25 protein-coding genes and 1 tRNA gene are annotated in these 25,433 nt (G+C 69.5%); 17 read left to right on the top strand and 9 right to left on the bottom strand.

Going from position 1 to position 25,433, the window contains the following annotated elements:
• The 5 genes from U9R90_RS33260 to U9R90_RS33240 form a co-directional block, all read left to right on the top strand.
• Positions 1–1,239: biotin/lipoyl-containing protein (locus U9R90_RS33260; RefSeq protein ID WP_411060845.1), on the top strand; the 1,239-nt coding region annotated here is incomplete at its 5' end.
• Positions 1,236–2,258, top strand: coding sequence for a hydroxymethylglutaryl-CoA lyase (locus U9R90_RS33255; protein ID WP_411060844.1), 1,023 nt, complete (start codon positions 1,236–1,238; stop codon positions 2,256–2,258). The genes U9R90_RS33260 and U9R90_RS33255, both read left to right, overlap by 4 nt.
• 2 nt (positions 2,259–2,260) lie before the next feature.
• Positions 2,261–3,427, top strand: a complete 1,167-nt coding sequence (locus tag U9R90_RS33250; RefSeq protein ID WP_411060842.1) for an acyl-CoA dehydrogenase family protein — start codon at positions 2,261–2,263, stop codon at positions 3,425–3,427.
• Positions 3,428–3,544: 117 nt separating this feature from the next.
• A complete protein-coding gene (locus U9R90_RS33245) occupies positions 3,545–4,591 on the top strand; it encodes an ABC transporter substrate-binding protein (protein WP_411060840.1) in 1,047 nt (348 codons plus the stop codon).
• Positions 4,588–5,439 carry a siderophore-interacting protein gene (locus U9R90_RS33240; RefSeq protein ID WP_411060839.1) on the top strand — a complete coding sequence of 284 codons (852 nt, stop codon included), beginning with the start codon at positions 4,588–4,590 and terminating at the stop codon, positions 5,437–5,439. Before U9R90_RS33245 ends, U9R90_RS33240 begins: the two co-directional genes overlap by 4 nt.
• 239 nt (positions 5,440–5,678) lie before the next feature.
• Here the strand turns inward: U9R90_RS33240 and U9R90_RS33235 are convergent, their stop codons facing one another.
• On the bottom strand, positions 5,679–7,283 hold the full coding sequence (locus U9R90_RS33235) for a beta-N-acetylhexosaminidase (RefSeq protein WP_411060837.1): 1,605 nt from the start codon (positions 7,281–7,283) through the stop codon (positions 5,679–5,681).
• A 166-nt stretch (positions 7,284–7,449) separates the two neighbouring features.
• On the opposite strand from U9R90_RS33235, the gene U9R90_RS33230 reads away from it, so the two are divergent.
• The 3 genes from U9R90_RS33230 (at position 7,450) to glmS (ending at position 10,571) form a co-directional block, all read left to right on the top strand.
• Entirely contained in the window at positions 7,450–8,316 is an 867-nt protein-coding gene (locus U9R90_RS33230; RefSeq protein ID WP_411060835.1) for a DUF4429 domain-containing protein, read from the top strand.
• 120 nt (positions 8,317–8,436) lie between these two features.
• Complete coding sequence (locus tag U9R90_RS33225) at positions 8,437–8,694, top strand: hypothetical protein (RefSeq protein ID WP_411060834.1); 258 nt, start codon at positions 8,437–8,439, stop codon at positions 8,692–8,694.
• A gap of 59 nt (positions 8,695–8,753) precedes the next feature.
• Positions 8,754–10,571, top strand: a complete 1,818-nt coding sequence (gene glmS / locus U9R90_RS33220) for a glutamine--fructose-6-phosphate transaminase (isomerizing) (RefSeq protein ID WP_411060832.1) — start codon at positions 8,754–8,756, stop codon at positions 10,569–10,571.
• A gap of 170 nt (positions 10,572–10,741) precedes the next feature.
• Here glmS and U9R90_RS33215 read toward each other — a convergent pair whose 3' ends face one another.
• Both U9R90_RS33215 and U9R90_RS33210 read right to left on the bottom strand, forming a co-directional pair.
• Positions 10,742–11,311 (bottom strand): acetate uptake transporter, encoded by a 570-nt coding sequence (locus U9R90_RS33215; protein ID WP_411060830.1) that lies wholly within the window; start codon positions 11,309–11,311, stop codon positions 10,742–10,744.
• 134 nt (positions 11,312–11,445) lie between these two features.
• Positions 11,446–11,970 carry a universal stress protein gene (locus tag U9R90_RS33210; RefSeq protein WP_411060828.1) on the bottom strand — a complete coding sequence of 175 codons (525 nt, stop codon included), beginning with the start codon at positions 11,968–11,970 and terminating at the stop codon, positions 11,446–11,448.
• A gap of 709 nt (positions 11,971–12,679) precedes the next feature.
• On the opposite strand from U9R90_RS33210, the gene U9R90_RS33205 reads away from it, so the two are divergent.
• The 3 genes from U9R90_RS33205 (at position 12,680) to U9R90_RS33195 (ending at position 14,755) form a co-directional block, all read left to right on the top strand.
• The gene (locus U9R90_RS33205; protein WP_411060827.1) at positions 12,680–13,939 is read left to right on the top strand and encodes a helix-turn-helix domain-containing protein; all 1,260 of its coding nucleotides are present in this window, start codon (positions 12,680–12,682) and stop codon (positions 13,937–13,939) included.
• Between the two features lie 5 nt (positions 13,940–13,944).
• A complete protein-coding gene (gene orn, locus U9R90_RS33200) occupies positions 13,945–14,547 on the top strand; it encodes an oligoribonuclease (RefSeq protein ID WP_411060825.1) in 603 nt (200 codons plus the stop codon).
• Positions 14,548–14,682: 135 nt separating this feature from the next.
• Positions 14,683–14,755: transfer RNA gene (locus U9R90_RS33195), tRNA-His, on the top strand.
• 130 nt (positions 14,756–14,885) lie between these two features.
• Here the strand turns inward: U9R90_RS33195 and U9R90_RS33190 are convergent.
• The 3 genes from U9R90_RS33190 to U9R90_RS33180 are packed head-to-tail and all read right to left on the bottom strand — an operon-like array spanning position 14,886 to position 16,529.
• Positions 14,886–15,740 (bottom strand): helix-turn-helix domain-containing protein, encoded by an 855-nt coding sequence (locus tag U9R90_RS33190; RefSeq protein WP_411060824.1) that lies wholly within the window; start codon positions 15,738–15,740, stop codon positions 14,886–14,888.
• Positions 15,741–15,766: 26 nt separating this feature from the next.
• The gene (locus U9R90_RS33185) at positions 15,767–16,297 is read right to left on the bottom strand and encodes a DUF6879 family protein (RefSeq protein ID WP_411060822.1); all 531 of its coding nucleotides are present in this window, start codon (positions 16,295–16,297) and stop codon (positions 15,767–15,769) included.
• Positions 16,266–16,529: a hypothetical protein gene (locus tag U9R90_RS33180; RefSeq protein ID WP_411060821.1), complete on the bottom strand. Its 264-nt coding sequence runs from the start codon at positions 16,527–16,529 to the stop codon at positions 16,266–16,268. Before U9R90_RS33180 ends, U9R90_RS33185 begins: the two co-directional genes overlap by 32 nt.
• A 240-nt stretch (positions 16,530–16,769) precedes the next feature.
• On the opposite strand from U9R90_RS33180, the gene U9R90_RS33175 reads away from it, so the two are divergent.
• Complete coding sequence (locus U9R90_RS33175; protein WP_411060820.1) at positions 16,770–17,120, top strand: DUF6415 family natural product biosynthesis protein; 351 nt, start codon at positions 16,770–16,772, stop codon at positions 17,118–17,120.
• Between the two features lie 123 nt (positions 17,121–17,243).
• Positions 17,244–17,585: a DUF397 domain-containing protein gene (locus tag U9R90_RS33170; RefSeq protein WP_411060819.1), complete on the top strand. Its 342-nt coding sequence runs from the start codon at positions 17,244–17,246 to the stop codon at positions 17,583–17,585.
• A gap of 499 nt (positions 17,586–18,084) precedes the next feature.
• On the opposite strand, the gene U9R90_RS33165 is transcribed toward U9R90_RS33170, so the two are convergent.
• The 3 genes from U9R90_RS33165 to U9R90_RS33155 form a co-directional block, all read right to left on the bottom strand.
• Complete coding sequence (locus U9R90_RS33165; protein ID WP_411060818.1) at positions 18,085–18,456, bottom strand: hypothetical protein; 372 nt, start codon at positions 18,454–18,456, stop codon at positions 18,085–18,087.
• 81 nt (positions 18,457–18,537) lie between these two features.
• Positions 18,538–18,978, bottom strand: coding sequence for an SRPBCC family protein (locus U9R90_RS33160; protein ID WP_411060817.1), 441 nt, complete (start codon positions 18,976–18,978; stop codon positions 18,538–18,540).
• A gap of 72 nt (positions 18,979–19,050) precedes the next feature.
• A complete protein-coding gene (locus U9R90_RS33155) occupies positions 19,051–20,115 on the bottom strand; it encodes a LacI family DNA-binding transcriptional regulator (protein WP_411060816.1) in 1,065 nt (354 codons plus the stop codon).
• 266 nt (positions 20,116–20,381) lie between these two features.
• On the opposite strand from U9R90_RS33155, the gene U9R90_RS33150 reads away from it, so the two are divergent.
• The 4 genes from U9R90_RS33150 to U9R90_RS33135 all read left to right on the top strand — a co-directional run bounded on the left by U9R90_RS33150 (position 20,382) and on the right by U9R90_RS33135 (position 25,178).
• A complete protein-coding gene (locus tag U9R90_RS33150) occupies positions 20,382–21,713 on the top strand; it encodes an ABC transporter substrate-binding protein (RefSeq protein ID WP_411060815.1) in 1,332 nt (443 codons plus the stop codon).
• A 5-nt stretch (positions 21,714–21,718) separates the two neighbouring features.
• A complete protein-coding gene (locus U9R90_RS33145; RefSeq protein ID WP_411060814.1) occupies positions 21,719–22,732 on the top strand; it encodes a carbohydrate ABC transporter permease in 1,014 nt (337 codons plus the stop codon).
• Positions 22,733–22,779: 47 nt separating this feature from the next.
• A complete protein-coding gene (locus U9R90_RS33140) occupies positions 22,780–23,652 on the top strand; it encodes a carbohydrate ABC transporter permease (protein WP_411061020.1) in 873 nt (290 codons plus the stop codon).
• A 77-nt stretch (positions 23,653–23,729) separates the two neighbouring features.
• Positions 23,730–25,178, top strand: a complete 1,449-nt coding sequence (locus U9R90_RS33135; protein ID WP_411060813.1) for a GH1 family beta-glucosidase — start codon at positions 23,730–23,732, stop codon at positions 25,176–25,178.
• Positions 25,179–25,433 lie beyond the last annotated feature (255 nt).

Below are 25,433 nucleotides of genomic sequence, written 5' to 3'. Positions count from 1 at the left end.
GGGGGGACACCCCCCGGACCCCCCGTGTCCGCGTTCTACTTCATGGAGATGAACACCCGGCTCCAGGTCGAGCACCCGGTGACGGAGCTGATCACCGGCCTGGACCTGGTGGAGTGGCAGCTGCGGGTCGCCGCGGGCGAGGAACTGCCGTACGGGCAGCGGGACATCACCCTGACCGGGCACGCGGTGGAGGCTCGTATCTGCGCCGAAGACCCGGCGCGCGGATTCCTGCCGTCCGGTGGCACGGTGCTCGCGCTGCACGAGCCGCAGGGCGACGGGGTGCGCACCGACTCGGGGCTCTCACAGGGCAGCGAGGTCGGCAGCCTGTACGACCCGATGCTGTCGAAGGTCATCGCGTACGGCCCGGACCGTGCGTCGGCGCTGCGCAAGCTGCGGGCCGCGCTGGCGGACACGGTCACCCTCGGGGTGCCGACTAACGCGGGCTTCCTGCGGCGGCTGCTGGCCCACCCGGACGTGGTCTCGGGCGACCTGGACACCGGTCTTGTCGAGCGGGACGCGGACTCGCTGGTGGACGCCTCGGTGCCGGACGAGGTGTACGCGACGGCGGCGCTGCTCCGGCAGGCGTCCCTTGAGCCCGCGGCGGCCACATGGACCGACCCGTTCGGGGCGGCGAGCGGCTGGCGGCTCGGCGGCACGCCCGCCTGGACGGTGCACCATGTGCGCGTTCCGGGTCACGACCCCCGGCCGGTCCGGCTGCGCGGCACCGCACCGGACTTCGAGCTGCTGCTCGGCCCCGCGGACGCGGCCGGAGACTCGGCCGGAGACAGGGCCGGGGCCACCGCCGCCCCCGCCCGCAGCCGTCTCGTCGCCGTCGGCCACGCACGCGTCACCGTCGAACTGGACGGTGTCACGCACACCTTCAGCCGGGCCGACGCCCCGGACGGAGTCTGGCTCGGCCGGGACGGCCACGCCTGGCATCTGCAGGACCACGACCCCGTAGAGGCGGCGCTCACTGGCGCCGCCCACTCCGGCGCCGACACCCTGGCCGCCCCGATGCCCGGCACGGTCACGGTGGTGAAGGTGGCCGTCGGGGACGAGGTGGACGCCGGGCAGAGTCTGCTCGTCGTCGAGGCGATGAAGATGGAGCACGTCATCTCCGCCCCGCACGCCGGAACCGTCTCCGAGATCGATGTCACCCCGGGCTCCACCGTCGCCATGGACCAGGTGCTGGCCGTGGTCACCCCACACACCGCGCAGGACGAGGAGGTCCCGTCATGACCGTCGGCCTGCCCATGGTCGTACCGGCCCAGGACCTGCCGCCGCGGGTGCGCATCCACGAGGTCGGCGCGCGCGACGGCCTGCAGAACGAGAAGTCCACCGTCCCCACCGAGATCAAGGCGGAGTTCATCCACCGCCTCGCCGGTGCCGGTCTGACCACGATCGAGGCGACCAGCTTCGTGCACCCCAAGTGGGTGCCCCAACTGGCCGACGCCGAGCGCCTCTTCCCACTGCTCGACGACATCGAGGGCGTGGCGCTCCCCGTCCTGGTGCCCAACGACCGCGGCCTGGACCGGGCCCTGGAGCTCGGCGCCCGCCGGATCGCCGTGTTCGGCTCCGCCACCGAGACCTTCGCCCGGCGCAACCTCAACCGCACGGTCGCCGAGTCCCTCGCGATGTTCGAGCCGGTCGTGGCCCGCGCCAAGGCGGACCAGGTGCATGTGCGCGGCTATCTGTCGATGTGCTTCGGCGACCCCTGGGAGGGCGCGGTCCCGGTCCACCAGGTCGTCCGGGTCGCCAAGGCCCTGCTGGACCTCGGCTGTGACGAGCTGAGCCTCGGCGACACCATCGGGGTTGCCACCCCCGGCCATGTGCGGGCCCTGCTCACGGAACTGAACGCGCGGGGCGTGCCCACCGAGGCCGTCGGGGTGCACTTCCACGACACCTACGGCCAGGCGCTCGCCAACACCCTGGCCGCGCTGGAACACGGCGTGACGACGGTGGACGCGTCGGCGGGCGGCCTCGGCGGCTGCCCGTACGCCCAGAGCGCCACCGGGAACCTCGCCACCGAAGACCTCGTCTGGATGCTCCACGGCCTCGGTATCGAGACCGGGGTCGACCTCGGCCGGCTCACCGCCACCAGTGTGTGGCTGGCCGACCACCTGGGGCGGCAGAGCCCCTCCCGTACGGTCCGCGCCCTCACCGGGGCCGCACCGGATTCGTCCCACAAGGACGACCAGCAGGGCCACGACCGGCACGCGCACGACCCGTATGCGCACCACGACGACAAGGAGTCCTGATCATGGCACTCGACCACCGGCTCACCCCCGAGCACGAGGAACTCCGCCTAACGGTCGAGGAGTTCGCGCACGACGTCGTCGCGCCGAAGATCGGCGACTTCTACGAGCGGCACGAGTTCCCCTATGAGATCGTCCGCGAGATGGGCCGCATGGGCCTGTTCGGCCTGCCCTTCCCCGAGGAGTACGGCGGGATGGGCGGCGACTACCTGGCGCTTGGCCTGGCACTCGAAGAGCTCGCCCGGGTCGACTCCTCCGTCGCCATCACCCTGGAGGCCGGGGTCTCGCTCGGCGCGATGCCGATCTACCGCTTTGGCACCGAGGAGCAGAAGCGCGAGTGGCTCCCCCGGATGTGCGCGGGCGAAGTGCTGGGCGCCTTCGGCCTCACCGAGCCCGAGTGCGGCTCGGACGCGGGCGGCACCCGCACCACCGCCACCCTGGACGAGGCGACGAACGAATGGGTGATCAACGGCAGCAAGTGCTTCATCACCAACTCCGGTACGGACATCACGGGCCTGGTCACGGTCACCGCGGTCACCGGCCGCAAGGAGGACGGCGCCCCGCGTATCTCCTCGATCATCGTGCCGTCGGGCACCCCGGGCTTCACGGTCGCCGCCCCGTACTCCAAGGTCGGCTGGAACGCCTCGGACACCCGTGAGCTGTCGTTCTCGGACGTCCGGGTCCCGGCCGCCAACCTGCTGGGCGCTGAGGGCCGCGGCTATGCGCAGTTCCTGCAGATCCTCGACGAGGGCCGGATCGCCATCTCCGCCCTGGCCACGGGTCTCGCCCAGGGCTGTGTCGACGAGTCGGTGAAGTACGCCCACGAGCGGCACGCCTTCGGCCGCCCGATCGGCAGCAACCAGGCGATCCAGTTCAAGCTCGCGGACATGGAGATGAACGCCTACACCGCCCGCCTCGCCTGGCGCGACGCCGCGTCCCGGCTGGTCGCCGGCGAGCCGTTCAAGAAGGAGGCCGCGCTCGCCAAGCTGCACTCCTCCACGGTCGCGGTGGACAACGCCCGCGAGGCCACCCAGATCCACGGCGGCTACGGCTTTATGAACGAGTACCCGGTGGCCCGGATGTGGCGGGACTCGAAGATCCTGGAGATCGGCGAGGGCACCAGCGAGGTCCAGCGGATGCTGATCGCCCGGGAGATGGGCCTGTCGGGCTGACCTTCGGGCGGGAGACGGGAGAGGGGCCCCGGTTCACAGGAACTTAGGTTAGGTTAACCTAAGCTTGATCAGCCGACCGGCGGGCCCCTCGCCGTACCCACGAAAGCGGACACCGACATGCGCCACGCCCGAGCCTCCCACCTGTCCCGCCGCGGCCTGCTCACCGCGACCGGCGTCGTCGGCATCGGCGCCCTGCTGGCCGCGTGCGGCGACGTGGACGCGAAGGACGGGAAGGGCGCGGTCGGCGCCAAGAACGCCCCGGCGGGGTCCGGGCCATGGAGCTTCGAGGACGACCGCGGCACCACGGTCAAGCTGGACGCCGCCCCGCAGAACATCGTCGCCTTCACCGGCACGGCCGCCGCGCTTCACGACTACGGCATCGCGGTCAAGGGTGTGTTCGGCCCGACCACGGTCGGGGGCGGTAAGCCGGACGTCCAGGCCGGCGACATGGATGTCACCAAGGTCGAGATCCTCGGCAACGAGTGGGGCCAGTTCAACATCGAGCAGTACGCGGCCCTCACCCCCGATGTGCTGATCACCGACATGTGGGCCAAGGACGAGCTCTGGTACGTACCGGAGGAGCCCAAGAAGAAGATCCTCAAGCTGGCCCCGAGCGTCGCCCTGTGGGCCGCCGAGACCTCGATGCCGAGCGCGCTCCAGCGCCGCGCGGACCTCGCCGCGTCCCTGGGCGCTGACCTGAAGGCCAAGAAGGTCACCGACGCCAAGGCCCGCTTCGAGAAGGCCGCCGAACGGCTGCGTCAGGCCGCGAAGGCCAACCCCGACATCAAGGTCCTGATCGGCTCCGGAAGCGACGACCTGCTCTATGTCTCGGTGCCCAAGATGTCCGCCGACACCCGCTACTTCCAGGAACTGGGCGTCAACTTCGTCGAGCCCAAGGCCAACGCCCAGGGCTTCTTCGAGGAGCTCAGCTGGGAGAACGCCGACATGTACGAGGCCGACGTGATCATGATGGACAACCGCACCTCGGCGCTCCAGCCGGCCGACCTCGACAAGGCCAAGCCGACCTGGAAGAAGCTGCCCGCGGTCAAGGCCGGTCAGGTCACCCCGCGCACCACCGAGCCGATCTATTCGTACGCCAAGTGCGCGCCGATCCTCGAAGAGCTCGCCGAGGCGATCGAGAACGCCAAGAAGGTCGCCAAGTGAGCTCCGAAACACCGCCGTTCCGCTTCTTCGACCTCGAAGTCGCCCGGACGCACCGGGTCTCCCCCTCACTGCTCCGCGCCACCTTCACCGGGCCCGACCTGGACGGCTTCGCCTCCGGCGGCCGGGACCAGAGCCTCTCGCTCTTCCTGCCGCACCCGGGCCAGCCCGAGCCGGTCCTGCCAAACGCCACGGACGAGGCCAGTTGGTACGCCGCGTACCACCAACTGCCCGACGACGTACGGGCGGTGATGCGCTCGTACACGGTGCGCGAGCAGCGCTGCGACCCCGGCGGCACCGAAGTCGACATCGACTTCGCGCTGCACCCGGACGGCGGCCCGGCCTGCCGCTGGGCCGAGCGGGCCACCCCCGGCGACCGTGTGACGGTTCTCGGCCCGACGGTCGAGGACAACGCGGGCGTACGGTTCCGACCGCCCGAGTCCACCGACTGGGTGCTGATCTGGGCCGACGAGACGGCGCTGCCCGCGGCGTCGGCGATCCTCGGCTGGCTCCCGGCCGGTACGCAGGCCAGGGTCTGGCTCGAAGTCCCGCAGGCGGCCGACCGGGTGGCACCGGCGACCGAGGCCGACGCCGAGATCGTCTGGCTGGTCCGCGAGGAGTCGCGGGAGCCGCGCACCGACCGCGCCCTGGGGGCGATCCGAGCCGCCGAGCTCCCCGACGGCACCCCGTACAGCTGGATCGCGGGCGAGGCGGGAACGGTCAAGGCGCTCCGCCGCCATCTGGTGAACGAGCGGAAGTTCGACCGCAAGGCCGTGACGTTCGTCGGCTACTGGCGCCAGGGCGTCAGCGAGGACGGCCTGCGCGCGGAGGCCGCGGCCGCCACGGAGTAGCACCCGACGCGCGACCGGGGACGCCCCGACCGCGCGTCGCCACAGAGCAGGTGGGCGCCCGGGAGACGGTCCTCCCGGGCGCCNGGGCGTCAGCGAGGACGGCCTGCGCGCGGAGGCCGCGGCCGCCACGGAGTAGCACCCGACGCGCGACCGGGGACGCCCCGACCGCGCGTCGCCACAGAGCAGGTGGGCGCCCGGGAGACGGTCCTCCCGGGCGCCCACCCACGTACCCGTACCGGCTACTTCGCGGGCCACGGCACCTGCGGCGACCGGTAGTAGTCCATGCCCAGCGCGTCCCAGCGCGGCCCCTGCGCGGCCAGCCGCACCTTGTAGCCGTCCCAGTCATGAGTGGCGGCGGGCGACCAGCCGAGCTCGGCGACACCGGGCAGTCGGGGGAAGGCCATGTACTCGATGTGCTTCGAGTTCTCGATGGTCTCCGACCACAGCGGCGCCTCGACACCCCTGATCGCGGAGGCGGGCGCGCCCGGCAGATACGCCCCCGGGTCCCAGTCGTAGGACCGCTTCACCTCGACGAAGCCGGCCCAGCCGAGCCCGAGTTCGGTGTCCTCGTTGTACTTCATGTCCAGGTAGATCCGGTCGGCGGGCGACAACACGAGTCCGGTGCCGTTCCTGGCGGCCTCGGCGACCCGCTCCTTCTCCTCGGGGCTGGTCCGGTCAAGCCCCCAGTACTGCGCGATCGCCCCGTCGGCCGGTGTGGCGCCGGTCAGCTGGTGCCAGCCGATCACCGTCTTGCCGTACTTGGCGACGATCGGCTGCACCCGGTCCATGAACGTCGCGTAGTCCTCGGGCGTGGTCTGGTGCGCCTCGTCACCGCCGATGTGGATATACCGGCCGGGGGTGAGCTCGGCGATCTCGCGGATCACGTCGTCCACGAAGTCGTACGTGATCTCCTTGCCCACGCACAGCGAGCTGAAGCCGACCTCGGTGCCCGTATAGAGGGGAGGCGCGACGCCGTCGCAGTTCAGGTCGGCGTACGAGGAGAGCGCGGCGTTGGTGTGGCCCGGCATGTCGATCTCGGGGACGACCTCGAGATGGCGGGATGCCGCGTACGCCACCAGGTCCTTGTACTGGTCCTTCGTGTAGTAGCCGCCGGGGCCGCCGCCGACCTGCGTGGAGCCGCCATGGGTGGCCAGGCGCGGCCAGGAGTCGATGGCGATCCGCCAGCCCTGGTCGTCGGAGAGGTGCAGATGCAGCGTGTTGATCTTGTAGAGCGCCAGTTGGTCGATGTAGCGCTTGACCTTCTCGACGCTGAAGAAGTGCCGGGAGACATCGAGCATCGCGCCCCGGTAGGCGAAGCGCGGGACGTCCTTGATCGTGCCGCCCGCGACCTTCCAGGGCCCCTTCTGCCGGGTTTCCTTCTCGATGCGGGGCGGCAGCTGCTGGCGCAGGGTCTGCGCCCCGTGGAAGAGTCCAGCGGGCTCCCGCGCGGTGATCGTCACGGACCGCCTGCCCGACGTGAGGCGGTAGCCCTCCTCGCCCAGGCCCTTGGCCCTGGGGTCGAGGGAGAGCCGGATGCCGTCGCGGCCGCGGCGTGGTGTGACGGGCAGCTGGTAGCCGGTGGCGGGGCGCAGGATCTCGGCGAGCTGATCACCGACCTGGCGGGCCCGTGAGCCGCCCTCGATCCTGATCCGGGTTTTCTTGGTGATCTCGTACGGGGACCCACCGGGGTCCACCGCGGCGGGCGCCGGGACCACCTGGCCGAGCGGGACGGTGCTCGGCGCCTTCGTCTCGCCCTGCGGAGCGGCGCCCACGCAGGAGATGCCGACGGCCACAACGAGGAGCGTCGTACCGAGTATCCGGGGCAGGGTGCTGTGCTGTCTCACAAGTTGGTTCCCTTCGACGGGGGTTCACCTGTGGTGCTAGCGACCGAACGGTCCCCATGCGTACCGTGCCCGAGGAGCCGGGTCAAGGTATAGACCACCACTCGGGGCCGGGCGGCGTCGCCCAGGGCGGGGGTCGCGTGACAGTGCCGGATGACAGAATCCCCGTATGGCGGAAATCATCCAGCGCGACGGGACCTGGACCTTCGACGGCGACGTGGTACGGATCGTGCCAGGACGCGACAAGTCGGTGAGCCTGCTCCGCAAGACCCTGGGCGAACTCTCCATACCGGTCCAGGCGTTGGCGGGGATCTCCTTCGAGCACGGCAAGAAGTCGGGGCGGCTGCGACTGCGGCTGCGTGACGGCGCCGACCCGCTGCTGCAGGTGACCGGTGGCCAGCTGGCGGACGGCGACGACCCGTACCAGCTGACGGTGGAAGCGGACCGCTACGGGGTCGCCGAGTACCTGGTGGACGAGGTGCGCAACGCACGCCTGCTGGAGCAGGTGCCGCCCGGCGGGTGCGAGAGCTTTCTGCTGCCGGGCCCCTCGGTGCCGCTCTCGGTGACCGCGGGCGACGGCACGGCGAACTTCGACGGGGAGTACATCCGCCTGGAGTGGAAGTGGAACACCGAGGACTCCAAGTCGGCGGCCGGGACCCGCTCGCTCCCCCTCGCGGATATCGCGGCCGTGGAGTGGCAGCCGTCGGCCGGGCTGGAGAACGGCCACCTCCGCTTCACCGTCAAGCGCTCCCCCACCAAGGCCCCGCCCAAGTACGACCCGAACTCGATCGAGCTGTACGGCTTCCGGAAGGACCCGCTGATGGCCCTGGTGGCGGCCGCGGTCCAGGCCAGGCTGCCGCACCCGGCCGCGCCCGTCGAGACACCGGCCGCGCTGGCGTCCGCCGCCGAGCCGGGCGGCGACGATCACGACGCCCTGCTGCGCCGGCTGCGGGAGCTCGGCGAGCTGCACCAGTCCGGGATCCTCACGGATGAGGAGTTCACGATGGCCAAGCAGGCCGTGCTGAAGCGCCTCTGAGACGACTCCGAGGCGCCTCTGAGGCGTCCGCACCACTCCCGCAACACGACTTCGCCACGTTCCTGCCCGATTCCGGGCAGGTTTCTTGCGTATGCCGCGCCGATCACACAGGATCGACGGGTGCACGACGACCTCGTAGATCACCTCACGCGCTCCACGCCGCTCCAGCGCGGCGAGGCCCTGCGCGTGATCCAGGACGTCCTCGCCTACTTCGACGAGACGACCGAGGATTTCGTCCGTCGCCGCCATCGCGAGCTCCAGGGGCAGGGCCTGGTGAACTCGGCGATCTTCGAACAGATCGCGGCGGACCTCACATACCGCGCGGTCGCGCCGCCCGAGCTCTCTCTGAGGCAGCTGCGCCGCATCATCTACGGCTAGATCGACAGCTTGATCCACAACTGAATCCCAGCTAGGTCCACCAACAAGGGGAAGAACATATGTGCGGAATCGTCGGATATATCGGTAAGCGCGATGTGGCGCCGCTGCTCCTCGAAGGGCTGCAGCGCCTGGAGTACCGGGGTTATGACTCGGCCGGTGTGGTCATCACCGGCCCCAAGACCCCCGGTCTGAAGATGGTCAAGGCCAAGGGCCGGGTACGCGACCTGGAGGCCCGCGTGCCCAAGCGCTTCGCGGGCACCACCGGCATCGCCCACACCCGCTGGGCCACCCACGGCGCCCCGTCCGACGAGAACGCCCACCCCCACCTGGACCCGGAGAACAAGGTCGCCGTCGTCCACAACGGCATCATCGACAACGCGACCGACCTGCGCGCCAAGCTGGTCGCCGACGGCGTGGAGTTCCTCTCCGAGACCGACACCGAGGTCCTCACCCACCTGATCGCCCGCTCCCAGGCGCCCACCCTGGAGGAGAAGGTCCGCGAGGCCCTGCGGCACGTCGAGGGGACGTACGGCATCGCCGTCCTGCACGCCGACTTCTCCGACCGCATCGTGGTCGCCCGCAACGGTTCCCCGGTGGTGCTCGGCATCGGCGAGAAGGAGATGTTCGTCGCCTCCGACGTGGCGGCGCTGGTCTCGCACACCCGCCAGGTCGTCACCCTGGACGACGGCGAGATGGCCACCCTCAAGGCGGACGACTTCCGTACGTACACCACCGAGGGCTCGCGTACGACGGCCTCGCCGACCACCGTGGAGTGGGAGGCCGAGTCGTACGACATGGGCGGCCACGACACGTACATGCACAAGGAGATCTCGGAGCAGGTCGACGCGGTCGACCGCGTGCTGCGCGGCCGGATCGACGACCGCTTCTCCACCGTGCACCTGGGCGGCCTGAACCTGGACGCCCGTGAGGCGCGCACCATCCGCCGGGTGAAGATCCTCGGCTGCGGCACCTCGTACCACGCGGGTCTGATCGGCGCCGGTCTGATCGAGGAGCTGGCCCGTATCCCCGCGGACGCCGAGCCCGCGTCCGAGTTCCGCTACCGCAACGCGGTCGTGGACCCCGACACCCTCTATGTCGCGGTCTCGCAGTCCGGTGAGACCTACGACGCGCTCGCCGCCGTACAGGAGCTCAAGCGCAAGGGCGCCCGCGTCCTCGGCGTGGTGAACGTCGTGGGTTCGGCGATCGCCCGCGAGACCGACGGCGGCGTGTACGTACACGCGGGCCCCGAGGTCTGTGTCGTCTCCACCAAGTGCTTCACCAACACGGTGGTCGCCTTCGCGCTGCTCGCGCTGCACCTGGGCCGTATCCGCGACCTGTCGGTGGCCGACGGCAAGCGGCTGATCGCGGGTCTGCGCAAGCTGCCCGAGCAGATCTCCGAGATCCTGGAGCGGGAGGGCGAGATCAAGAAGCTGGCCGAGGAGTACGCGGGCGCCCAGTCGATGATGTTCATCGGCCGGGTGCGCGGCTACCCGGTGGCCCTTGAGGCGTCCCTGAAGCTCAAGGAGATCTCGTACATCCACGCCGAGGCCTACCCGGCATCGGAGCTGAAGCACGGCCCGCTCGCCCTGATCGAGCCCGCGCTGCCGACGGTGGCGATCGTGCCGGACGACGATCTGCTGGAGAAGAACCGCGCGGCGCTGGAGGAGATCAAGGCCCGCAGCGGTCGGATCCTCGCGGTCGCGCACCAGGACCAGCCGAAGGCGGACCACACGATCGTGGTGCCGAAGAACGAGACCGAGCTGGACCCGATCCTGATGGGCATCCCGCTGCAGCTCTTCGCGTACCACACGGCCCTGGCGATGGGCCGCGACATCGACAAGCCCAGGAACCTCGCCAAGTCCGTCACGGTCGAGTAGCTCTCTGACCGAACCATCAATTGAGCAACCCCCACGACGAGCAACCACGTCCGCGAGAGCGGCGCCGGTTTAGGCGCAAAGAACAGACCCCCCGTGAGTGCCACCACGCCACACGGGGGGTCGTTCTTCAGGCGGCCGGGGGCGCCCATTCCCCCGGCCCCGTCGCTGCCTCAGCCGGTGGCCGTCACCCCCCGGTGGGCAGCTCGTTTGGGCACGGCCGTGGGCCACTTGGCCAGCGGTGCCGTGGCCGCGTACCAGGCGGCGGCGCCCGCTACGACGGCGAACCAGCCGCCGACCTTGGCCAGGCCCTCACTCTCGCCGAACTGCGCGATGCCGAGCAGCAGCAGGGAGACGCACAGCAGCCCGAAGGTGCCCTGCGACAACATTCCGCTGCCGGCGCTTCCGAAGGTGAGACTGAGCGCGACCAGCGCGAAGAGCAGCAGGAAGAGTCCTGCGGCGTTCTTCGACGCTCCGGCCTCGGCCGTGACACCCCAGGTGAACCAGAAGGCGGCCAGCGCGGCGAAGGCCGTGCCGGTGAAGGTGTCACGGTCGCGGAACGCGAACAGACCCGCGACGAACAGGGCTATGCCGCCGACGTAGGTCGCGATCGAGACCGCGTCCGCCGCCGTCACACCGTCGATCACCGCGGTGTGACCGAGCCCGAAGGCCAGCAGGGTCAGTCCAAGAGCGAGGGTGCCGAGGGTCGTTGTGGTGCTTCCCGCGGAGACGTCTTTGTCCACGGCGGGCTCCCTTCGTGTGCAGTTGTTCCAGCGACCCTTATCTACCCTTCACAAGGGCACAAACCACCTCTACGTGCGAGTAGATTCAGCCCAACTCACAAGGGTGACCAGGCACGTTGTGGTGACGTCACGGGTTACGGAATGACGACGACCGGCCGCTGCGCTCGCCGGGCGAGGCGCCCGGCCACCGAGCCGAAGATCCGGCCGACGATGCCGTGCGTGGAGCCGACGACGATCGCGTCCGCTTCGTACTCGCGGCCGACCTCTTCGAGCTCATGGCAGATGTCCCCGCCGCGCTCGACGAGCACCCAGGGCACTTCGGTCAGGTAGTCGGCGCAGGCGAGTTCGAGTCCGAGCACCTCGGTGCGGTGGTCGGGGACGTCCACGAAGACGGGGGGTTCGCAGCCCGCCCAGACAGTGGTCGGCAGGCGGTTGGCGACATGCACGATGATCAGGCCGGAGCCGGAGCGGCTGGCCATGCCGATGGCGTACGAAAGGGCCCGCTCACTGGAGGTCGAGCCGTCGAAGCCGACGACGACTCCATGCCGGAAGGCGGGGTCGCAGGACTGGCGTGTCTGTTCCGCCGCGAGGGGGTCGGCCGTGGAGTCGGCGACCTGCCGCTTGCGGTCGGCGGGTTCGGGGAATTCGTGACCGGCCATGGGTGTCTCGGCTGAAGCAGTCCTCGATGGAAGGGGCGTTCTCGGGCAGCGGTGACGCTGGCGGCGTTGCCATGTCCGGGAATCATCTTCCCAAGCGCATACCCCCAAGGGTACGGCGACACTCCTCTCCTGCCCAGGCCCGCAGGAGCCTCCCGCGGCGTTCAGGGGAGCATGCCCGAGCGCGCGCCCGTATGGCAACGGTTGCTGTGTCGTACAGCCTTTTGACCGACGCCAATCATCCAGGGTTCAACCACGTACGGTTTCACGCCAGCGCCCGGGAGCGGCCGGCGATCCACCCAGGGCACGCGGGGGAGCTGACTTGTTCCACCCCTGCGCTCCGACGGTTTTCAGCCAAAGTCCGAAGGCTGCGTATTTCGCGCTTGGATGGCCCGCCAACCCCCTGTCCACCAGGGGGAAAGGACCGTAGATGGTGTGTGCACCCTACGAGGACCGGCCACCAACGAAAGGCGCACTTCCCAGCAACGCCCCCGAGTGCCACGCTTCGTGATCGAATGCTTCACGCCAAGTTGCCTTGTCGACATTGCATGGGGTGCTGAACTGGTCACCGGGGCCCCATGAGACGCAGTAGATTCGATCATGACCGTTGGGGCGGGGGACTTGTGCAGGACCGAGGGGCTGTGACTTCCAAAAGCAATGTGCAGGAGCGACACGACCGAGGAGCCGCGACCACTGAGGGGGGCTTAGCACCATGAGCCACGACTCCGCTGCCGCACCGGAGGGAGTGCGGAAGCTCTCCGGGCGCCGCCGCAGAGAAATCGTTGCCGTGCTGCTGTTCAGCGGCGGGCCCATCTTCGAGAGTTCCATTCCACTCTCCGTGTTCGGCATCGACCGGCAGGACGCGGGAGTGCCTCGCTATCGGCTGTTGGTGTGCGCCGGCGAGGAAGGACCACTGCGCACCACCGGGGGGCTCGAACTCACCGCGCCCTACGGCCTGGACGCGATCGCCCGGGCCGGCACCGTCGTCGTACCGGCCTGGCGGTCCATCACCTCACCGCCACCGGAGGAGTCGCTCGACGCGCTGCGCCGCGCCCATGAGGAGGGCGCTCGCATCGTCGGGCTGTGCACCGGCGCGTTCGTTCTCGCCGCGGCCGGACTCCTGGACGGGCGTCCGGCGACCACCCACTGGATGTACGCGCCGACACTGGCCAAGCGCTATCCGTCCGTCCATGTCGACCCACGCGAGCTGTTCGTGGACGACGGCGACGTGCTCACGTCCGCGGGTACGGCGGCGGGCATCGACCTCTGTCTGCACATCGTGCGCAGCGACCACGGCACGGAGGCCGCCGGGGCACTGGCCCGCCGCCTTGTCGTACCGCCGCGCCGCACCGGCGGTCAGGAGCGCTACCTCGACAGGTCTTTACCAGAGGAGATCGGCGCCGACCCGCTCGCGGAGGTCGTCGCCTGGGCGCTGGAACATCTCCACGAACAGTTCGACGTGGAGATCCTGGCCGCGCGCGCGTATATGAGCAGGCGGACCTTCGACCGGAGATTCCGCTCGCTCACCGGGAGCGCTCCCCTGCAGTGGCTGATCACCCAGCGGGTGCTGCAGGCGCAGCGGCTGCTCGAGACCTCCGACTACTCGGTCGACGAGGTCGCTGGCCGCTGCGGGTTCCGTTCGCCGGTCGCGCTGCGCGGGCACTTCCGCCGCCAGCTCGGGTCGTCACCCGCGACCTATCGGGCCGCCTACCGGGCCCGTAGGCCACAGGGCGACAAACCCCCGGGCGACAAGCAGCACGGAGACAGGCCGCACGGCGACAAACCGAGCGAGGCCACCGACGTCCCGGGACCCGTACCGGCGCAAACCCGGCGCACCGCCGCCGCGTCATACGGGCTCACCGGTGCCACAGCGGCGGCCTCGGCCACCACGGAACCGGGCAAACCGGGCTCCGATCTGTACGCACCGGCCCACGCGACGCTCCCCGGCCAGCGGGAACGCCCCGTAGGGTAAGTCTCATGAACGATCGCATGGTGTGGATCGACTGCGAGATGACCGGGCTCTCGTTGACGGACGACGCACTTATCGAGGTGGCCGCACTGGTCACCGACTCGGAGTTGAACGTGCTCGGCGAGGGTGTGGACATCGTGATCCGCCCACCGGACGCGGCGCTGGAGACCATGCCCGAGGTGGTGCGCACTATGCACACCGCCTCGGGCCTCCTCGACGAGCTGGCCGGCGGCACCACGCTGGCCGCCGCCGAGGAGCAGGTCCTGGCGTACGTACGTGAGCACGTCAAGGAGCCCGGCAAGGCCCCGCTGTGCGGAAACTCCGTCGGCACCGACCGCGGCTTCCTGCTGCGCGACATGCCGACCCTGGAGGACTACCTGCACTACCGGATCGTGGATGTCTCCTCGATCAAGGAGCTGGCCCGCCGCTGGTACCCGCGGGCCTACTTCAACAGTCCCCCGAAGAACGGCAACCACCGGGCGCTCGCCGACATCCGCGAGTCCATCGCCGAGCTCCGCTACTACCGCGAGGCGATCTTCGTCCCGCAGCCGGGCCCGGACTCCGACACGGCCCGCACCATCGCGGCCAAACACGTCCTGTCCAGCGAATAGGCCCTCCGACGGCCCCCGCGAAGCCCCCAACCGGACCACGCGAGACCTCCGGCCGGGCCCCGCGAAAAGGTGGCGCGAGCACCCTCTCGGACCCTGTACACTTTTTCTCGGCCGGTCAGAAAAACGCCGGTCGTGGTGGGTGTAGCTCAGTTGGTAGAGCACCTGGTTGTGGTCCAGGTGGCCGCGGGTTCAAGTCCCGTCACTCACCCTGAATGATCAAGGCCCGGCCTGTGGAAACAGGCCGGGCCTTCGTCATGCCCGGATCTTTGGGTGCACGACGGGTGCACAGGCCCGATACGGCGCCTCCAGGCAGGTGGAGCCGTTCGTCATCCCTGCGGTCAGCGCAGTGCGTCGATGGCCTTCACAATCAGGTCCCTCGCTTCGGCGCCGTACACGGCCATGCTGCGCAGCTCCTCGAACGCCTTCAGATAGAGCGCGATCTCGGAAGGCTGGGTAATCCTCACTCGTGCGGAGACCAGCTCCACCGACACCAAAATGTCGTCGTAGATGTGGAACGTCTCTCGCGGCCACTGGGTACGCCCTGTCGCCGCCATGGGAATGATGCCCAACGACACCTGAGGCAGCGCCCCAGCGGTCAGGAGGTAGCCCAACTGTGCAGCCATGGCGTCGGCATCCCCGATCTTGTATCGCAGCGCGGCCTCTTCGACAAGGAGCACGAACCGGTGTCCCGGTTCGTGAATCACTCGCGACCGTTCGACACGCGCCCGTGCGGCATCTGCGCTGTCGTCGACGGGAAGATCCCGAAACCGGGCACTCATGCCAAGTACTGCGGCTGCGTAGCCTTCGGTCTGCAGCAGGCCCGGCACGAGCGACGAGGAGTAGACGCGGAAGAGCTGCGTTTCGTGAAAGAACTGCACCGCGCTGTCCTGCAGCTGCTTAAGGCCGCTGCGGACTTGGTGGCGCCACTCCGTGTACATCGACTCGGCGTGCAGCGACTGCGCGATGAGGTCCTGCGCTTGGTCCTCGGCGCGGGAGGCCACGCACCACAGCCGGATGTCAGTAGCCGAGGGGGCCGTACGGGCATTCTCGATGCGCGAGGTCTTCGCGTGGTGCCAACCGCACTGGTTGGCCAGCTCTGTGACCGTCAGCCCCGCCCCCTTGCGGAGGTCGCGCAGCCGGAACGCGACGACTTCGCGCGCGGCCTGGGCAGATGAAGACGGGGAGATGGGCATGAGCTGGCCTGGTCCGGTGCTTCCTGTCAGTGGATCTCGTACTCGTCGTGCGGGACGGCTCGCGACCACGCCTCTTCGAAGGCTTCGGCGCATAGTTTCGCGGAGGCCGGTTCGTTGGACACCTCCCCGCCGGCCGAGGCGCCGTCGCCGGTGAAGTGGTTCCAGTGGATCGTCTGCTTGTCGAACAGCCAGAAGTCGTTGCCTGGCAGCGCGATGTCGGATGCGCGGCGGCGGGGCAGCCAGCGCACCTGCTCGCCTGCGGCGACGTTGGTGAACGTACCGTCGTAGAGGAACTTCGTGTACTCACTGACCGGTTCGGACACGATCCGGGCCCGTCGCACCACAACGCCGCGACCCACGGTCTCCTGAATCAAGTCGAGCCACGGCCTCCACCACGACGCGCGGTCGTCGGGGTCGAGTCGGGCGCCAGCGCGCCATTCGGCGAACGGGCCATGCTCGTAGTCGACGGCGTAGGAGTCCCGCATCTCCAGATGGATGGCGGACCGTGTGCACCTGGAGAGCAGCTCAGTGAACGTGGGTGGCACGTTCGACGACATCGCACGCCTCCCTGACCATGTGAACCATCCTGGCCGGGATACGGATCACAGCCTCGTTCTCCGGAATGCCGACCGCGTGACCGGACACCTCGAATGCGGCGCATTCCGCTTCGAGTTCAGGGTCTGGCTTCCAACCCTGGAAGACGAGCTCTTGCTTCTTGTGGTCGACCCACACAGTCGGGCTCTCATGGTCTCCGGTGTTGGGGTCGATCCCGATGAACAGCAATGGCATGACTGCCTCCCGCAGCGAGATGTGCAGCTCTGTGCACCAGAGTCGTCCCGAAGGGCGATCTGGTCAAGGGTGCGTGCGTTTGTCAATCCCTTGCGGAAGGCGTCTGCGCACAGATCTGCACATTGCTGGCAGCGGTGCACATCACATCAATAGCGTCGTGGCCAGCGGCACCACCATCCCCCTGCCCGCGCACACGCCGCACGCCCAGGCCGGGCGGCCCACTCCAGCGGAGGCCTGCAGATGAGCGCCACTGACGATGTCAGAACCTCAGAGCCCCCAATTAGCGCCATACGCGAGGTCATCGAGGAGGGACTGGACGCGACGAGAATCCTCCCCCCGTATGAACGGCTCGTCGAGCTGGACAAGATGCTGCGCGCCGAACTGGACCGCCTCATGCCCATCGTGCAGCAGCACACCGACACCCTGGACCCCGGCACCGTCCAGCGGTACGGGCAGCAGTGCGTCCTGGACGACACCCGCGAGGTCCTGGCCCGCGATCTCGGTGTCGGCCTGCGGTCGGCGGCGGTACAGGTACACCGCCTGGCGCGGCACTGCCTCTGGCTGACCAAGGACGTGGAGGAGCAGTCGTGATCCGCTGCCGCTGCTGCGGACTGACCCCCCAATAGACCCCCGCCCCGACCGCCACCCCTGGCAGGACGGCGGTCGGGACGGGTTGCAAGGACAGCGACGTCCCTTCAGAGAGGGAACACCGCCATGGGCACCATCAGCAACGGACGCACGACCAAGACGTACGAGAACCTGAACGCCACCGGCCTGGACTGGCGCAAGTCCAGCCGGACCGACCTCGACCCGATCCTGAAGGACTGCGTCATCCTGGCCGCCGCGCCGGACGCCGCCGGGCACCCGCACCCGAGCGTCCCGGACGGGACCCGCATGGTCGCGCTGTCGGACGACAAGGACCCGGCCAGCCCCGTCCTGTACTTCACCCGCGCCGAGATCACGAAGTTCTTCGAGGGGGTCAAGGACGGCGAGTTCGACGACCTGACGGCCACCGGCGAAGAGATGGCCCAGGCCGCTGTCGTCGTGGCTAGCTGACCGTGCAAGCAGACGAGGTCAACCAGGCCTTCGCGCAGGTGCAGAAGCAGTTCGCACGCACTCCGTGCCGTGAGTGCTCCAGCAGAGACACGGATGCCCTCGTGTACCTGGGCGTGGTGATCGTCTCGTGCTCGGAGTGCGGAGGGAGCACCGCTAAGGGCCGCCTGAAGCGCCGAGCCGCATCCAGCTAGCACTCGACCACCCGCCCGCCCCGCATACGCGTCGGGGCGGGCGGACAGGCCCCGGCCGGCCCGAGTCGCCCGGGGCTACTCACGGACGAGGTCGGCGAGCGGGACGTCCAGCGCATCAGCGATCAGCACCAACCAGTCCAGCCGCGGCGAGCGGGTCCCTATCTCCGTCCGATACGTCGAGTCTCTGGAGAGTCCTGTCTGTGTCGGCGCTCGCGGGCACCAGCACCCCAGGGTCCGTGAGGGTAACCCTGATGGATCAGCCCCTGACCTGGAAACAGGTCAGGGGGTGATCTTGTTCCGGGCCGTGGTCAGTGGCGTTCGCTCTCGGTGAGCGCGTCGAGAAGTGGCCAGCCGTCCAGCTCCGTTTCTCCGGAGGACCCGGAGGACATCGACGGCTGGAGCCTGGATACCGCCTCGTCGAGAAGTCGGCGGACGGTGCCGGGTTCGTGGAGGTTGAAGAGGTCGCCCCGCCCGTTGGCGACCAGGCCTGAGTGCCCGTATCCGCCGATGAGCAGGCCTGGGCCCGCACGGAACGTGATGCGCAGCGTCTCCCTGGAGCCCTCGAAGCCTTCGCGGTGGAAGGAGAGCACCTCGCGGCAGTCAGGATGCCTGTGGCGAACCGTCCACAGCCACGTGGTGCCGCCGACGACCAGACGGCGCAGCCGACGATCACTGTTCATGCTCTCGACAGTACGAGACAGCCCGCGCCCGCGTCTCCGGGATTCGGCCGCTGAGCGCGCCGAGGCTCAGGAGTACCCCGCTCACGCCTCAAGCAGCGCCTTCAGTTTCGCCTCGTTCCTCGGCAGTTCCTTCCGCATCTGCGGACGGACGACGAGCGGAACGAGCACCTTCCCCATCCCGTGCGTCTCGAAGTCGACAGAGAAGGTCATGCGCGACCGCTCCCCGTCGCCGAGCGGCTCGATCGTGCCCGTCACATCCCCTCGGACGGGGCCGTCGACGCCGTGGAAATGCCACCTCCTCGGAGGATCCAGCTCGGTCACCTCCATGGTCATCGGCATCTCCCGACGGCCCATCCGCCGGATCGTCTGGAACTTCGATCCCACGGCCAGCGGGGCGTCGCCCACCGTGTGGGCCGATACCGCGCTCTCCTGCCACTCGGGCAGATGCGACGGGTCGGTCACGTACGAGAAGACCTCCTCGGGGCGACAGTCGATGTCGATGCTTTCCTTGATCGCAGACATTTCGTCCCCTTCTTCCTGCCCCCACCTAAATCGTCCCACCGGGGCAACCGCCGCGCGAGACGCGCACCACGCTCAGGACGACTCGCGCGGCACCAGTTCCGTCGGCAGGACGAGCTGCTGGCGGTCCAGGCGGCGGGAGGCCGCGGGGCGGTGGGCCGACACCGCCGCGATCTCCTCCAGGAGGAGGCGGGTCATGGCCTGGCCCATCTCCTCGACCGGCTGGCGGACGCTGGTCAGGGGCGGGTCCATATGGCGGGCGACCGCCGAGTCGTCGAAGCCGACGAGGGCCACGTCGTCGGGTATGCGGCGGCCCGCCTCGCGCAGCACCTGCCGGGCACCGGCCGCCGTCACGTCGGAGGCGGCGAACACCGCGTCCAGGTCCGGGCGCCGGGCGAGCAGCTCGGCCATGGCGCGGCGGCCGCCCTCTTCGGTGAAGTCGCCGACCACCGTCAGGTCGTCCTCCACCGCGCGGCCGGCCTCGGTCAGGGCCGCGCGATAGCCGTCCAGGCGGCGCTGGGCACCGTACACGTCCAGGCGGCCGGTGATCGTGGCGATGGTGGAGCGGCCTCGGGTGATCAGATGGCGGACAGCGGCGCGCGCGCCCGCATAGTTGTCGGAGTCGACCGAGGCGAGGGTCTCGTCGGCGGAGCGCCTACCGCTGATCACGGCTGGGAGGTCCAGCGACTCCAGCATGTCGGGCAGCGGGTCATCGGCGTGTACGGAGACCAGGAGTACGCCGTCGACGCGCTGCGCCGCCAGGTAGTGGGCCAACCGCTGCCGCTGCCGGTCGCCGCCCGCGAACGTCAGCAGCAGCTGGATCTCCGTGTCGGCGAGCGCGACGCCGACGCCGTGCACGATGTCGGAGAAGTACGGCTCGGCGAAGAAGCGCCGCTCGGGCTCCGGCACCACCAGCGCGATGGCGTCGTTGCGGTTGGCCGCTAGGGCCCTGGCGGCCGTGTTGGGTACGTAGCCGAGCTCCGCGACGGCGGCCTCGACCGCCTCGCGGGTCCGCTCGCTGACCCTCGGTGAGCCGTTGATCACCCGGGAGACCGTGCCGCGCCCGACTCCGGCGCGCGCGGCGACCTCTTCGAGCGTGGGCCGCCCCACGTTCCTGCCCCGAGCCTGACGTGACGTCATGCTGCCTCCCTCCCGTGCGCATCAATCTAGTGACCGGATGACCGAGTAAATCTAACGGCCGGATAACCGAACACACTCCGCCGTGCACGGTCCCTTGACACTGCCGAACCCAACCGCGACCCTTCAACACATCACCGGTGGGAGCGCTCCCACCGTACCTGACTCATACATAACCCGCACGTTCCCCGCCCGAGCCGCAGCTTCAACTCCTCAGCACCACCCGTCAGTTGGCCGGGGTCGGCACGTCAGGGCACTAGGAGGACGCAATGCGCTACAGGACACGCAAGTCCCGCCAGGTGGTGGTCCTCGCGGCCGTCGCCGCGCTGGGCGCCGGCCTGCTGGCCGGCTGTGCCGAGGACAAGGACGAGCCCGGCGGCTCTTCCGGAGGCGGTGGCGGAGGCGGCGGCAAGACCACCCTCACCGTCGGCGTCTTCGGCACGTTCGGCCTCAAGGAGGCCGGCCTTTATGACAAGTACATGAAGGAGAACCCGGACGTCGTCATCAAGCAGACGTCCATCGAGCGCAACGAGAACTACTACCCACAGCTGCTGACCCACCTCAGCACCGGCAGCGGGCTCGCCGACATCCAGGCCATCGAGGTCAACAACATCGCCGAGGTCACCGCCACCCAGGCGGACCGGCTGGTCGACCTCGGCAAGGCTCCGGGCGTCGACAAGGACAGCTTCCTGGACTGGAAGTGGCAGCAGGGCACCGCCCAGAACGGCTCGACCGTGGCCCTTGGAACAGACGTCGGCCCGCAGGGCATCTGCTACCGCAAGGACCTCTTCAAGAAGGCCGGGCTGCCCACCGACCGCGACGAGGTCGGCGAGCTGTGGGCCGGCGACTGGCAGAAGTACCTGGACGTCGGTAAGCAGTACAAGGCCAAGGCCCCCAAGGACAGCGCATTCGTGGACGGCGCGGGCGGCGTGATGGCCGCCGTCACCGGAAGTTACGAGGAGCGCTTCTACGACAAGGACGGCAAGGTCGTCTACAAGGACAGCGCCGCCGTCAAGGAAGCCTGGGACATCGCCTCCGAGTTCGCCACCGAAGGGCTGACCGCCAAGCTCCAGCAGTTCCAGCCCTCCTGGGACCAGGCCTTCTCCAACGGCCGCTTCGCCACCATCTCCTGCCCCGCCTGGATGCTCGGCTACATCAAGGACAAGGGCGGCGACAAGGCCGAGGGCAAGTGGGACGTCGCCCAGGCGCCCAAGCCCTCCAACTGGGGCGGGTCCTTCCTCGTCGTACCCAAGGCGGGCAAGAACACCGAGGAAGCGGCGAAACTGGCCGCCTGGCTGACCGCACCCGAACAGCAGGCGGTGCTCTTCGAGAAGCGCGGCAGCTTCCCGAGCTCCACCGCCGCCTATGACCTGCCGACCGTGAAGGACGCCAAGAACCCCTACTTCGAGGGCGCGCCCATCGGCGAGATCTTCGCCAAGGCCGCCGAAGGCGCACCCGTACAGATCCTCGGCCCGAAGGACCTGATCATCGCGCAGAACCTCGCGGACATCGGCATGCTCCAGGTCGACCAGAAGGGCAAGTCCCCCGACGAGGGCTGGAAGGCCGCCGTCGCGGCGATCGACAACGCGCTGGACGAGTGACGCACGTGGCACGGGACACCGACACCGCCGCGCCCTCCCGGGGGAAGGGCGCGGCCCCGCGCGAGGAGATCCTCGACGCGGCCGAGCGGCGCGAGCAGCGCAGGCGGGAGCGGCGCAGCCGCCGCTACCGCCGGGACATGAAGTGGAGCCCGTACGCCTATGTGGCCCCGTTCTTCCTCTTCTTCGCGGCCTTCGGGCTCTTTCCGCTGCTCTACACCGGCTGGGCCGCGCTGCACCGGGTGTCGCTGACCGACCCGAACTCCATGGAGTGGGTCGGCATGCACAACTTCACCCGGCTGCTGAGCGACGAGTTCTTCTGGAACGCCCTGCAGAACACCGTGACGATCGGGCTGATCTCGACCGTCCCGCAGCTGCTGATGGCCCTGGGGTTCGCGCATCTGCTCAACTACAAGCTGCGTGGCTCGATGTTCTTCCGGGTCGCGGCCCTGACGCCGTACGCCACGTCGGTGGCGGCCGCGACGCTGGTCTTCGTGCTCCTCTACGGACGCGACTACGGCATGATCAACTGGGCGCTGAACCTGGTCGGCATCGACAACATCGACTGGAAGAACGGCACCTGGACCTCACAGATCGCGGTGTCGTCCATCGTCATCTGGCGCTGGACGGGCTACAACACCCTGATCTACCTGGCCGCCATGCAGGCCATCCCGGGCGATCTGTACGAGTCCGCGGCGCTGGACGGGGCATCGCGCTGGCAGCAGTTCGTCCATGTGACGCTCCCTTCGCTGCGGCCGACGATCCTGTTCACCTGTGTCGTCTCGACGATCGGCGCGATGCAGTTGTTCGGTGAGCCGCTGCTCTTCGGCGCGGGCGCCACCGGCGGCCCCGAGCACCAGTACCAGACGATCGGGCTGTATCTGTACGAGCAGGGCTGGACCAATCTGCACCTCGGCCGGGCGTCCGCGATCGCCTGGGCGATGTTCCTGATCCTGGTGCTGATCGGCCTGGTCAACTGGCTGATCGCGCGCAGGCTGACCAAGAGCGAGGGGGGAGCGTGAGCGCACCAGTGCTGACCCGGGACCCGAACCAGGACCCGGCTCCCGCCGTGGACGGCCGGCAGGGCAAGGGCCGCCGCCGCGGCAGGAGCCGGGCAGGCCGGACCCTGCACGGCGGCAGGATCACCTACGCCGTGCTGGTCCTGCTGACCGTCGTCTCGCTGTTCCCCCTGGTGTGGACGGCGATCGCCGCGTCCCGTAGCAACACCCGGCTCGCCGAGACCCCACCGCCGTTCTGGTTCGGCGGCAACCTCTTCAAGAACCTGGAGATCGCCTGGACCGACGCCAACATGGGCGCGGCGCTGCTCAACACGACCATCGTCGCCGGGTCGATCGCGGCCGGTACGGTCCTGTTCTCGACGCTGGCCGGGTTCGCCTTCGCCAAGCTGCGGTTCCGCCTCAAGAACCTCCTGCTGCTGCTGGTGATCGGCACGATGATGGTGCCGCCGCAACTCAGCGTTGTACCGCTGTACATGGTGATCGCCGAGCTGCAGTGGACCGACCGGCTGCAGGCCGTCATCCTGCCGACGTTCGTCAGCGCCTTCGGGGTGTTCTTCATGCGGCAGTACCTGATGCAGGCGCTGCCCACCGAACTGATCGAGGCGGCCCGCGTGGACGGCGCGAGCAGCCTGCGGGTCATCTGGCATGTGGTCTTCCCGGCGGCCCGGCCCGCGATGGCCGTGCTGGGCATGCTGACCTTCGTCCAGGCCTGGAACGACTTCTTCTGGCCGATCATCGCGCTGACCCAGGCCGGCAACCCGACCGTGCAGGTCGCGCTGACCGGGCTCGGCCACGGCCATATCCCCGACCAGTCGGTGATCATGGCGGGCGCGCTGCTCGGCACGCTGCCGCTGTTGCTGGCGTTCGTGCTGTTCGGCAAGCAGATCGTGGGCGGCATCATGCAGGGCGCGGTCAAGGGCTGACCACCCGGCGGGTCGCGCCCCGCCCGCTGTCCCGTACCCCTCCTGTCCTCATCCGTACTACTCATGGGAGCGCTCCCGTGTCACAAGCGAACCTGAGCTTTCCGCCCGGCTTTCTGTGGGGTGCCGCGACCGCCGCCTACCAGATCGAAGGCGCCACCCACGAGGACGGCCGCACCCCGTCGATCTGGGACACCTTCAGCCACACCCCCGGCAAGGTGCTCGGCGGCGACACCGGCGACATCGCCTGCGACCATTACCACCGCTGGCGCGACGACGTACGCCTGATGGCCGACCTCGGCCTGCGCAGCTACCGCTTCTCGATCTCCTGGCCCAGGGTGCAGCCCACCGGACGGGGTCCCGCCGTCCAGCGCGGCCTGGACTTCTACCGGGAACTGGTCGACGAGCTCCTCGCGCACGGCATCACCCCGGCGGTCACCCTCTACCACTGGGACCTCCCACAGGAGTTGGAGTCCTCCTTCCCCAGCGGTTCCACCGCGGGCGGCGGCTGGCCCGAGCGGGACACCGCCCACCGCTTCGCCGAGTACGCCGGGATCGTCGCCGGGGCGCTCGGTGACCGCGTCGAGCGGTGGACCACCCTCAACGAGCCGTGGTGCAGCGCCTTCCTGGGGTACGCCTCGGGGGTGCACGCCCCCGGCCGCACCGACCCCGCCTCCGCGCTCCGGGCGGCCCACCACCTCAACCTCGCGCACGGGCTCGGCACTCAGGCGCTGCGCGCCACCCTGCCCGCCCGCGCGCGGATCGGCATCAGCCTCAACCCGAGCGCGGTCCGCCCGCTGACCCGCTCGCCCCAGGACCTCGACGCCCAGCGACGTATCGACGCGCTCGCCAACCGGGTCTTCTCGGGTCCGCTGCTGAAGGGCGCGTACCCCGAAGACCTCATCGCGGACACCGCGCACCTCACCGACTGGTCCTTCGTACGCCCCGACGACCTGGCCGCCATCAGGCAGCCCCTCGACTTCCTCGGCATCAACTACTACGCACCCGCCGTCGTCTCGGCCGCGTCCGGCGACGCCGACCCCTCGGCCCCGCGCCGGGACGGCCACGGCGACAGCCCCTACTCCCCCTGGCCCGGCTCCGAGTCCGTGCTCTTCCACCACGCGCCGGGCGAACTCACCGCGATGAACTGGCCAGTGGACCCGACCGGCCTCACCGACCTTCTCCTCCAGTACACCGCCGAGGCCCCCGGGGTTCCCCTCTACATCACGGAGAACGGCGCCGCGTACGACGACAAGCCGGACATCGACGGCTCGGTCCACGACCCCGACCGCATCCGCTATCTGCACGGCCATCTCACGGCCGTGCACCAGGCGATCCGCGCCGGGGCCGACGTACGCGGCTACTACCTCTGGTCGCTCCTGGACAACTTCGAGTGGTCGTACGGCTACAGCAAGCGGTTCGGCCTGGTCTACGTGGACTACGAGACCCAGGCGCGGGTCCCCAAGTCGAGCGCGCGGTGGTACGGGAAGCTGGCCGCGACCGGCGAGTTGCCGAGCGCCGAGGACTGATACGGAAGCGCGCGCCCCGGCCGCGTGGGGGGGAAGTGGTCGGCCGGGGCACGCCGTGTGGGGGATCGCGGACACAGCACACGCTAGCGATCCGGAACCCGGCAATCACCTTGATCCGGGCGGGTGGTGGCGTCCTTAGGCCGCGCTTAAGGGGCCCATCGGGACGGATTAAGCGGAACAGGGTTCGGCCCCGGCGGCTAGGCGGAGGCCGCGGTCCGCTTGCGGCCCCGTACCGTCCCCCGATGGCCCCGCCGC

Origin of the sequence: Streptomyces sp. E11-3 (assembly GCF_046540415.1) — a bacterium.
In the GTDB taxonomy this organism is placed as follows: Bacteria; Actinomycetota; Actinomycetes; order Streptomycetales; family Streptomycetaceae; genus Streptomyces.
This window is presented reverse-complemented; position numbering and strand designations above follow the sequence as displayed.

Bases quoted from the DNA above. Each gene is read 5' to 3' on its own strand.
- U9R90_RS33255 (WP_411060844.1), top strand. From the start codon at position 1,236: ATGACCGTCGGCCTGCCCATGGTCGTACCGGCCCAGGACCTGCCGCCG.
- U9R90_RS33250 (WP_411060842.1), top strand. From the start codon at position 2,261: ATGGCACTCGACCACCGGCTCACCCCCGAGCACGAGGAACTCCGCCTA.
- U9R90_RS33245 (WP_411060840.1), top strand. From the start codon at position 3,545: ATGCGCCACGCCCGAGCCTCCCACCTGTCCCGCCGCGGCCTGCTCACC.
- U9R90_RS33230 (WP_411060835.1), top strand. From the start codon at position 7,450: ATGGCGGAAATCATCCAGCGCGACGGGACCTGGACCTTCGACGGCGAC.
- glmS (WP_411060832.1), top strand. From the start codon at position 8,754: ATGTGCGGAATCGTCGGATATATCGGTAAGCGCGATGTGGCGCCGCTG.
- U9R90_RS33210 (WP_411060828.1), bottom strand. From the start codon at position 11,970: ATGGCCGGTCACGAATTCCCCGAACCCGCCGACCGCAAGCGGCAGGTC.
- U9R90_RS33205 (WP_411060827.1), top strand. From the start codon at position 12,680: ATGAGCCACGACTCCGCTGCCGCACCGGAGGGAGTGCGGAAGCTCTCC.
- orn (WP_411060825.1), top strand. From the start codon at position 13,945: ATGAACGATCGCATGGTGTGGATCGACTGCGAGATGACCGGGCTCTCG.
- U9R90_RS33190 (WP_411060824.1), bottom strand. From the start codon at position 15,740: ATGCCCATCTCCCCGTCTTCATCTGCCCAGGCCGCGCGCGAAGTCGTC.
- U9R90_RS33185 (WP_411060822.1), bottom strand. From the start codon at position 16,297: ATGTCGTCGAACGTGCCACCCACGTTCACTGAGCTGCTCTCCAGGTGC.
- U9R90_RS33180 (WP_411060821.1), bottom strand. From the start codon at position 16,529: ATGCCATTGCTGTTCATCGGGATCGACCCCAACACCGGAGACCATGAG.
- U9R90_RS33175 (WP_411060820.1), top strand. From the start codon at position 16,770: ATGAGCGCCACTGACGATGTCAGAACCTCAGAGCCCCCAATTAGCGCC.
- U9R90_RS33170 (WP_411060819.1), top strand. From the start codon at position 17,244: ATGGGCACCATCAGCAACGGACGCACGACCAAGACGTACGAGAACCTG.
- U9R90_RS33165 (WP_411060818.1), bottom strand. From the start codon at position 18,456: ATGAACAGTGATCGTCGGCTGCGCCGTCTGGTCGTCGGCGGCACCACG.
- U9R90_RS33160 (WP_411060817.1), bottom strand. From the start codon at position 18,978: ATGTCTGCGATCAAGGAAAGCATCGACATCGACTGTCGCCCCGAGGAG.
- U9R90_RS33155 (WP_411060816.1), bottom strand. From the start codon at position 20,115: ATGACGTCACGTCAGGCTCGGGGCAGGAACGTGGGGCGGCCCACGCTC.
- U9R90_RS33150 (WP_411060815.1), top strand. From the start codon at position 20,382: ATGCGCTACAGGACACGCAAGTCCCGCCAGGTGGTGGTCCTCGCGGCC.